Annotated in this window: 6 protein-coding genes and 1 rRNA gene; 1 reads left to right on the forward strand and 6 read right to left on the reverse strand. The window is 35.5% G+C overall.

Annotated features, from left to right (window positions below; genetic code table 11):
* Positions 1-20 precede the first annotated feature (20 nt).
* Positions 21-1,118, reverse strand: coding sequence for a fatty acid desaturase family protein (locus GWK10_RS15745; protein ID WP_164033349.1), 1,098 nt, complete (start codon positions 1,116-1,118; stop codon positions 21-23).
* Positions 1,119-1,260: 142 nt separating this feature from the next.
* Here GWK10_RS15745 and rsmG point away from each other — a divergent pair, with 142 nt between their 5' ends.
* Entirely contained in the window at positions 1,261-1,896 is a 636-nt protein-coding gene (gene rsmG, locus GWK10_RS15750) for a 16S rRNA (guanine(527)-N(7))-methyltransferase RsmG (RefSeq protein ID WP_204263154.1), read from the forward strand.
* 5 nt (positions 1,897-1,901) lie between these two features.
* On the opposite strand, the gene tssD is transcribed toward rsmG, so the two are convergent.
* The 5 genes from tssD to rrf form a co-directional block, all read right to left on the reverse strand.
* Complete coding sequence (gene tssD, locus GWK10_RS15755; protein WP_164033350.1) at positions 1,902-2,312, reverse strand: type VI secretion system tube protein TssD; 411 nt, start codon at positions 2,310-2,312, stop codon at positions 1,902-1,904.
* Positions 2,313-2,386: 74 nt separating this feature from the next.
* A complete protein-coding gene (locus GWK10_RS15760; RefSeq protein WP_164033351.1) occupies positions 2,387-3,259 on the reverse strand; it encodes a sugar phosphate nucleotidyltransferase in 873 nt (290 codons plus the stop codon).
* Positions 3,246-4,352: a mevalonate kinase family protein gene (locus GWK10_RS15765; protein WP_164033352.1), complete on the reverse strand. Its 1,107-nt coding sequence runs from the start codon at positions 4,350-4,352 to the stop codon at positions 3,246-3,248. Before GWK10_RS15765 ends, GWK10_RS15760 begins: the two co-directional genes overlap by 14 nt.
* A gap of 18 nt (positions 4,353-4,370) precedes the next feature.
* Positions 4,371-5,738 carry a Gfo/Idh/MocA family protein gene (locus tag GWK10_RS15770; protein ID WP_164033353.1) on the reverse strand — a complete coding sequence of 456 codons (1,368 nt, stop codon included), beginning with the start codon at positions 5,736-5,738 and terminating at the stop codon, positions 4,371-4,373.
* A 401-nt stretch (positions 5,739-6,139) separates the two neighbouring features.
* Positions 6,140-6,247 (reverse strand): 5S ribosomal RNA (rrf, locus tag GWK10_RS15775).

A 6,247-nucleotide genomic window follows, 5' to 3' on the forward strand; every position in this document is an offset into this window, starting at 1 on the left:
AAAAATACTTAATTGTTGTGTTATGCCAGTGCTGGTTTCATTCCCATTTCTTTCAAGTGTTTAAAATGAGCAATGATTGCCTTTCTGGTTGTTTTATACTCGATATACGGCAAATTAAACTCACTTGCCGTTTCCTTTACAATTTTAGAGATCTTCGTATAATGTACGTGACTAATATGCGGAAAAATATGATGTTCAACCTGATGATTTAAACCACCAGTAAACCAATTTACAATCTTATTTTTTGTGCCGAAATTAGCCGTAGTAAATAGCTGATGTATAGCCCAAGTGTTTTTCATCGTTCCAGATTCATCTGGTAATGGCATAGCAGTATCTTCAACAACATGTGCTAACTGAAATACGACGCTTAAAATTAATCCAGCAACGTAATGCATTACGAAAAAGCCTAACAACACCTTCCACCAAACAACATCGATAAAAATAAGAGGTAAAACAATCCATACTGTCAGGTATATTAACTTGGTAATTACCAATACGCTCCACTGCTTTGCTGGGCTTTGTAATTCACCGTAAGAAAGCTTGCGCTTTAGGTAACGACGCATCTGCATAAAATCGGTAGTGATCGCCCAGTTAAAAGTTAGCAACCCATATAACAATACCGAATAGTAGTGCTGATATTTTTGATACTTATACCATTTGGCATGCTTTGAAAAACGCAAAACACGTCCTGCTTCTAAATCTTCATCATGACCATGAATATTTGTATAGGTATGATGCAAGACATTATGCTGTACCTGCCAATTATATACATTACCCGCTAAAATATAAATAGAGGATCCCATTAATTTGTTGACCCATTTTTTCGTCGAGAATGAGCCGTGATTCCCATCATGCATTACGTTCATACCTAATCCGGCCATACCAACTCCCATTACCACGGTTAGTAGTAATTGCGCCCAATTGGGCATGTCGATCGTTAGTAGAACGAAATAAGGAGCTAAAAAGATTGAAAACATGATAGCAGATTTCAAATAGAGCTTCCAATTTCCTGTACGTTTTATGTTATTGTCCTTAAAATAATCATTAACACGTTTATTCAAAGTCCTGAAAAACTTAGCCTTGTCAGCTCTTGAAAATCTAAGAGATTGTGTATTCATAGGTATTTTTTATAGTGGAAGGATTAAATCCTTACGTTTCATAACAATTCTGAGCAAATATATTGATAATAACTCCTGCCAAGGTGAAAAAAGTATCTTAAAACTAAAACGAAGCGTTGTATTTTTGTTAAAAAATTAATCGATGTCCGTGTCACTAATAAAAAAATATTTTCCAAACCTAAGTGTTGATCAATATTCTCATTTTGAACAATTAAAGGACTTATATCAAGATTGGAATTTAAAAATAAATGTAGTTAGCCGTAAAGACATCGATGAATTATACCTGCGACACGTCCTGCATTCACTGGGAATTGCAAAATATATTAGTTTCAAATCTGGGAGCAAGATAATGGACGTTGGAACCGGTGGCGGCTTTCCTGGAATACCTCTGGCTATCATGTTTCCCGAAATACATTTTACATTAGTCGATTCTATTGGTAAAAAAATTAAGGTAGTTCAAGAAGTCTCAAAAGGATTAGGATTAACTAATGTTACTGCTATTCATAGTCGTGTGGAAGATATTGATAACACCTTTGATTTTATAGTAAGTAGAGCAGTTGCCGCAATGCCAACTTTCGTACGTTGGACCAAAGGAAAAATCGCCAAAAAGAACAATCACGATATCAGAAATGGGATTATTTACCTAAAAGGTGGTGATTTAACCGAAGAATTAGCCGATTTTCCAAAAGCGGAAATCACCAATTTATCGGACTATTTTGAAGAAGAGTTTTATGAGACAAAGAAGGTGGTTTATTTGCCGGTTAAGGTAAGAGGCTAATTATTTTAATTTTCAAAAGGATTACTAGGATTGGCTGGTAATTCAAAAATGGTATTTCGTATTCTCTGTATTTGCGGACTAATGATTAATTGCATAGAAAGAGGTTGTTCGCTGTCTGCATTATAATCTTCTTGTAAATGAATAATGTAGGCGTTCGCAAACTCGATATCAAAACTTTTACTAAACCCATCTCTTTTATATACACGTATTGAACCCTTCACCATTTGAGTTGGAGAAAACATGGCATCATATAAGGCAGTATCGTCTTTTGTAGAAGCAAATTTTAAATACAACTTACCATCAGAAGCTCGACTTATAGGTCGGTAGTTGGTATCAGTTTGTTGTTTTAGACCATAGTCAAGATCTAACAAAGGGTATTCTTTTTCGAATATCCTCAAAGTAGCTTTGAAGCTCATAATCAAGCAATAATAAAGAGTATCATAATAATTATAAGTCCTAAATATAGTGAATTATTAGGCGAGAAAATAGCCTATTCCCAGTTGAAATCGGGATAATTATCTTGAATATACACTCTCATGATTGTAATATCTTCTTTTGATGTCATATCAGGCACATGCTCTGACATTGGTATTCCGATTATAGAATATTGATGGTCGTTTACCATATTTAATAAGGCCGTCGGCAGTTCTTTCTCCTTGCGTTTTTCACTTATTGGGCAATTCAACAAATAATGTGAGGATAATGGCCCGTAGAATTTAAAAATATTCATGCTTACTCTTAAAACACCTTGTGAATCTTCATATTTTACATTGTCATTTTCTAAAGGCTTTTCAATAATATCCTGCAAATAATTATCTTGATCTAACGCCACTAAAGCAAATTGATTAATCCTATTTGACTTAAACTGCAAAGTGCCTCGGTTATAGGCTATAAAGGCGCTTTTTTCGTTTACCTCTATTAACTGTTTAAAAGCATTTTCCGAATATAAATTATCACTATTACAAACTGTGAAGTACTGCTTTTGTAATTCTGGATATTGTTGAAGCGTTTGAGCAACGGCATCTGCAGTACCAAGAGGTTTTGTACGATCGGGCGGAATATGTTGAATGGCATAACTAATAGTAAGTCCATTAAAACTATTACCTTTTAATTTACTACCATAATGTTTCTTGATTAATTCATCCTTCGCATTAATAACGATGAAAATGTTAGTGTAACCAGCCTTTTTTGCGTTGTATAACAGAAAATCCAATAACGGTCGTCCTGCATTATCTATATCTATTAGTCCTTTTGTCCTCTGATTCGCTTGCAGTAATGTTTTCGAATCTAAAACATCATCTTTGGAATTTTTCATTCTGGATGAAGCTCCAGCAGCCAGAATAATTAGCTTATTGTCGTCCATTTTGTGATAGCAATTTAACACCTTCGCTTACTTCTACTGTATAAGCCTTTTTAGCTCCAGCTTTATACATGGCATTAATGACAAACTGCTGCTTATCCTCAGGGGTCATTGCGACAATACAACCACCACCTCCAGAACCCACAATTTTCGCACCATAGGCCCCAGCATCTAAAGCCCCAGTAATCATTTCATCAATAATTGGAACTGTAATATGTAATTTATCTTTTAACATACTATGATGTTCATTCATTAAAACACCCAATTTATGGACACTAGGCCTAACACTATTGAATTCCATTAATGCTTTTATAGTCAAGTGATAGTTTTTAAGAGCAGCAAGAAAAATAGGCTTTATATCATCTGGTAGCAATTCTTGATATAACTCGTAGTCAGCCAAATTTGACGAGCGTATTGTGAAATTTGGATTCTCTTTTTCCACTAAATGTATAGCCATCATAGCCTTTTCTTTCAAATTACTTAGAGTTTTAAGAGTATCTTTCTTTACACCAGATTCACCAATTACCAAATACTGGACAGTATTTGCGATTTTCTGGAAATTGGTGCTTTTACCTGTTTCAATAAATAGCACTTCTCCATTTGCTATAGTATACTGATCCATATAGCCGCCAGGGGCGTTGTGTTCCACAACTTCTGCTTGATATGCCATTTCTCCAATAAACTCATTGTTAATTGGATGTTCGCTTCCGAAAGCAGTTAGTAAAAATTTTACCCAAGCAACAATTACTGCGGATGAGCTTGACAAACCAGCATTAATCGCAAGATTACTAGTAATTAAAACATCATAACCATGGGATGGTATGCAACCTTTGCTCCTTAGTACTTTTAAAGAAGAAACAAAATAATCTCCAGCTTCTATGTCTGAAAAAGTTTCATTAATAGCTATTGTTCTCCTTTCATCAATATCAGGCATTGATATCTTAAAGATATTGGTAGTATTCTTAGTTGCCTTTAAAGTAATATATCTATCTATTGCACAAGCGATTACCGGTAAACCCAAATAATCTTGATGGTCACCGAATAAACAAATTCGTCCAGGAGCTTCTACTATTATTTCATCAACGTTATTTCTCACTTGTCTATTTCGAATCTATTAATAAGTATCTTTTAGCCAATCGTATGGCTTTCTTTTAATCCACATACCGCGTGTGAAATCTGGGAAATTCTGGGGCTCTCCATTGTTCTCAATCGATAATTCGGAAAGTGGAGTAATTGCACTCCAAGCTGCTGCATCATAAACATCAAGCGGGGGAGCTATATTTTGTTTTGCACATTCTACAAAGGCATTTAAAACAAAAAAATCCATACCTCCATGACCAGATCCTTCGGCATATTCGCCATACTTTTCCCAAAGTGGGTGATCATATTTTTTAAGCCATGAGTCTGCATCATCCCATTTATGAGGTTTAGACTTTCCTTCGATATAAATGCGATTGCCATCAACTTCCCATAAACCATTGCTGCCTTGTACTCTAAACCCAAGTGAATATGGTCTTGGTAAGTTACAATCATGAGTAACAATAATAGTTTCACCATTGGTAGTTTCAATAGTCGATGTAATAACATCGCCCTGCTTGAACTTAATCTTAGCATTTGGATGATCTCTGCCTCCATGCTTTACAATATAATTGTGTAAACCAATACTCTTAGTTGCATTTGAAGTAATTGACGAAAACCGGTTTCCCCTGTTAATATTGCACATGGTTGCGATTGGACCCACTCCATGCGTAGGGTATACATCTGCATTTCTAGATACCGAATGCTGTGTGCGCCATTTAGATTCAGAGATTCCTTTTTCACCGAATTCTACACCCTTACCGTAGGCTGATTTTCCATCGTTCAGCTTTACGAAACGAAGATCATGCTGATATCCACATCTAAAATGTACCAACTCCCCAAAAACATCTTGCTTAACCATATTTAGCACAGCCAAAATATCTCGGCGGTAATTCACATTTTCGAGTATCATTAAATGTGTCCCTGTATCCTCATGAATATTGACAAGATCCCAACATTCTTCCATTGTATTAGCCGCAGATACTTCTACTCCCACATATTTGCCTGCTCTCATAGCGTCCTTTGCCATTCTAGCATGCCACAACCAAGGTGTTGAAATAATAACTGCATCAACATTGGTTAATTCTAAAAGATTACGATAGTCGAGATCATTCTTACCGAAAATTATAGGTTTTTCTTGTTTCGCATTTACTATCTCCTTAAGTCCAATTTCAATTCTGGTCTGATCGATATCGCATATAGCAGTAATTAAAACATCATCTCTTTGCAATGCATTCTGAAGGTGGTTGGTTCCTCTAAGCCCTACTCCTATAAGTCCTAGTTTTAATTTTTGTTTATTAGTTGAAGGAATTGAAGCCAATGAAATATTAGGCGAAACAGCAATACCAACTCCCGCCAGTGTCGAATTTTTAAGAAAACTCCTCCGTGATTTTTGATTACTCATTGGTTACTTGTTTTGGTTAGAAGATGTAACTAAAAGTAATGCAAAGTTTTGAAATAGCTTTTCTAACTGCATTTCTAGCTAAACCAAACAACGCCTTAGTTTAGTCCATGATCTGATCTAGAGGTAATCAATACTTAAAAAGTCGGCTTAGAAAGGTTAAACGCTAAAAGTACTTTGTTGAGTTTACTTTATAAAAAAGTTTTTGGATTCTTTTTTATATCGGGTATTAGTGTTCGGAAGAAGTTGGGATTAAGTCTCATAAACCAGTCAGTGTCCTTAAAATTGTAATTTTTAGTATACAATTTTAAGGACACTGATTACCACGGTTTCATTCGTGGGGAAGTTGCGTTGACTTTAGATCAAAAAAAAGACTCAACCAAATAATTGATTGAGTCTTTAGAAGAAGGCGGCGACCTACTTTCCCACGAATGTAGTATCATCGGCGCTAATGGGCTTAACTTCTCTGTTCGGAATGGTAAGAGGTGAGCCCCATTGCTATAACCACCTTA

This window comes from Spongiivirga citrea (assembly GCF_010671565.1).
GTDB classification, from domain to species: Bacteria; Bacteroidota; Bacteroidia; order Flavobacteriales; family Flavobacteriaceae; genus Spongiivirga; species Spongiivirga citrea.

Coding starts and splice junctions, on each gene's coding strand:
- GWK10_RS15760 (WP_164033351.1), bottom strand. CDS start 3,259: ATGGACGACAATAAGCTAATTATTCTGGCTGCTGGAGCTTCATCCAGA.
- GWK10_RS15770 (WP_164033353.1), bottom strand. CDS start 5,738: ATGAGTAATCAAAAATCACGGAGGAGTTTTCTTAAAAATTCGACACTG.
- GWK10_RS15745 (WP_164033349.1), bottom strand. CDS start 1,118: ATGAATACACAATCTCTTAGATTTTCAAGAGCTGACAAGGCTAAGTTT.
- rsmG (WP_204263154.1), top strand. CDS start 1,261: ATGTCCGTGTCACTAATAAAAAAATATTTTCCAAACCTAAGTGTTGAT.
- tssD (WP_164033350.1), bottom strand. CDS start 2,312: ATGAGCTTCAAAGCTACTTTGAGGATATTCGAAAAAGAATACCCTTTG.